This is a genomic window from Vibrio makurazakiensis (assembly GCF_050337375.1).
GTDB lineage: Bacteria > Pseudomonadota > Gammaproteobacteria > Enterobacterales > Vibrionaceae > Vibrio > Vibrio makurazakiensis.
The window spans coordinates 1-2,215 of the sequence record NZ_JAKJSW010000389.1 but is presented as its reverse complement, the minus strand read 5'-3'; the positions used below and the strand labels follow the sequence as shown (position 1 = coordinate 2,215).

General features: G+C 39.8%; 2 protein-coding genes and 1 pseudogene. 1 reads left to right on the top strand and 2 read right to left on the bottom strand.

Annotated features, from left to right (window positions below; translation table 11 throughout):
* Positions 1-236: pseudogene (locus L4C33_RS21750) on the top strand (phosphoribosylglycinamide formyltransferase); the annotation flags it as partial.
* Between the two features lie 110 nt (positions 237-346).
* On the opposite strand, the gene ihfA reads toward L4C33_RS21750, so the two are convergent.
* Entirely contained in the window at positions 347-643 is a 297-nt protein-coding gene (gene ihfA / locus L4C33_RS21745; protein ID WP_428814468.1) for an integration host factor subunit alpha, read from the bottom strand.
* A 425-nt stretch (positions 644-1,068) separates the two neighbouring features.
* The coding region (locus L4C33_RS21740) for a sensor domain-containing diguanylate cyclase (protein ID WP_428814467.1) at positions 1,069-2,215 on the bottom strand (1,147 nt) is incomplete at its 5' end.

Here is a 2,215-nt window from a genome sequence, read left to right as displayed (position 1 = left end):
AGACAAATATTGTGGCCGAAGTACAACTTCACTTAAAAGCGATTGCAGATGTAAAAAGTGGCCCAGAGCATGAGCTTTATGAAATTATTCAAGGTATTGAAAGACACGCTATTTCTGAAAGCCGTAGCTTGAACGATATTGAAACTGCGCAGATCACTAGCTTACGCCGCCAGTCGCTAGAAATGTATCAGCAGGCTTGGCAGCCTTACATAACAACTCACATCAAAGCAGCTTAATCTTCCTTACCCCATAAAAAGAAAATCACCCGCTTAGTGTTTACTAAGCGGGTGATAAAAATCCATTTCTAATACAAAAAGACCACGCTATGCGTGGTCGATTGCTTGGCTTACTTCTCTACTTTTATATTCTCAACGCGGGCTTTCAGCTTTTGCCCTGGTCGGAACGTAACAACACGTCGAGCAGTAATTGGAATGTCTTCACCGGTTTTCGGGTTACGGCCTGGTCTTTCACTTTTTTCACGAAGGTCAAAGTTACCAAAACCCGACAGTTTTACCTGTTCACCGTTTTCTAGTGCTTTACGAACTTCTTCAAAAAACACTTCAACCGTTTCCTTGGCATCCCGTTTGCTGTATCCGAGCTTTTCAAACAGGTTCTCAGCCAAATCGGCCTTTGTGAGCGCCATAAACTTTCCTCAAAGCTAGTTTAACATTGCTACCAAACTTGGTAGCGCCAAAGCATTTCACTAGACCGAACAACAACTTATCGGTCTGTACAAGGAAAGTGTATGCCAAGCTTATGATTTTCGCCAACTTTTTTATTTACGCTAAGACAATAATCATATAAATCAGATAGATAAGAACGGCAGTTAAGGACCATTTCTAACACTCTATCACTATAATATCGAGTTTATATGGGACATATCACTAATACAGACAGTTAAACAATACATTACTCTGAATAATGCGTTTTTGTATAAAATTGATACAAACGTCAAATTTCAATAAAATCAGTCACTTGATTTAATAAAATTCTCAACAAAATGAAAAAATTGGCAACGAGAACATACTTATCACCATAAGAATCGGATTTCACACATTAAATTTTCACTTACGCAGCACTATAGCGTAACAGTCGATTCCGCTTTTCTTTTTTCGCTCTAATAAGCGCACGTTCGCCCTGAAAAAGATTTTGTTCAAACTTAGTTAAATCCGTCAGTTTATCTAGTTCAATGATGCCAATAGTACAAGTGACTAAGTGTTCAGTTTCCGCGCCAGCGTTTTTAATCCCACTATTTTTTAAGTGCGCTTTAATTTCTTTAGCCACCTCTATCGCTTGTTCACTTTCCAGAGAAGGTAGGATGACAACGAACTCATCTCCTCCTACTCTGAAGACTTCCCCTTTGCCTTCACTCACATGATTCAGTATGTCCGAAAAGGTCACCAATAGATTATCGCCTGACGCCATTCCATAGTGATTATTGAACGCTTTCAAGTAATCAACATCCAACACTAACGCCGTTATTGAGGAATGTTCAGCGTTAGCTTGCTGGAGTTTTTCCAAATAAGGTTTTACACCGAAGCGATTTTTGAGCCCTGTTAAATGGTCAGTCTTATAGATCTGTTCCATAAAGATGCGGCTATCTTCAAGTTCTTGCTTCTGTTTTAAGTGTGTTAACGACATAGCAAAGTAATTGGCGATCTGCTTTACCACTTGCAGATGGTAATCGTTGTAACTGTGCGATCGATCTTTTTGAATACTTAACACCGCGATCAAACTCCCTTCAAAAATTACAGGGGTGGTAATAACGGAAGTGCCCGTCACTCCAATTTCATCATTAACCCAACACGAATTTGCCGACTTATATTGCTCGTCTAGATAACTATTGATTTCGTGCTCTGTTGACGTATCCAACACAACGGTTGCCTGATTGTTAGCGCAGTGAATGCCGATACGTGATACTTCCTGGCACGACACTTCAAAGCTTTTAACTAGCTCACCGTTATCAATCAGGTATTTATATTTAAGTGAGTGGGATTCTTTATTATAGAAAGCGAGGCTCAACGCACTGCAAGGCACTAGTTGCTTAACTTGCTCATAGATCGCCAACATACTTGGCTGATCATCATCAAACGTAATGATCCGCTGCCCTAGCTGATTCAATAACGTTAAATTGTCTGTAAAGGTTGATGAATGCGCTTCATGAGACTCCGCGCGAGACAAATTCAAAAATGAGTCAATATAGTGAACCTCATTT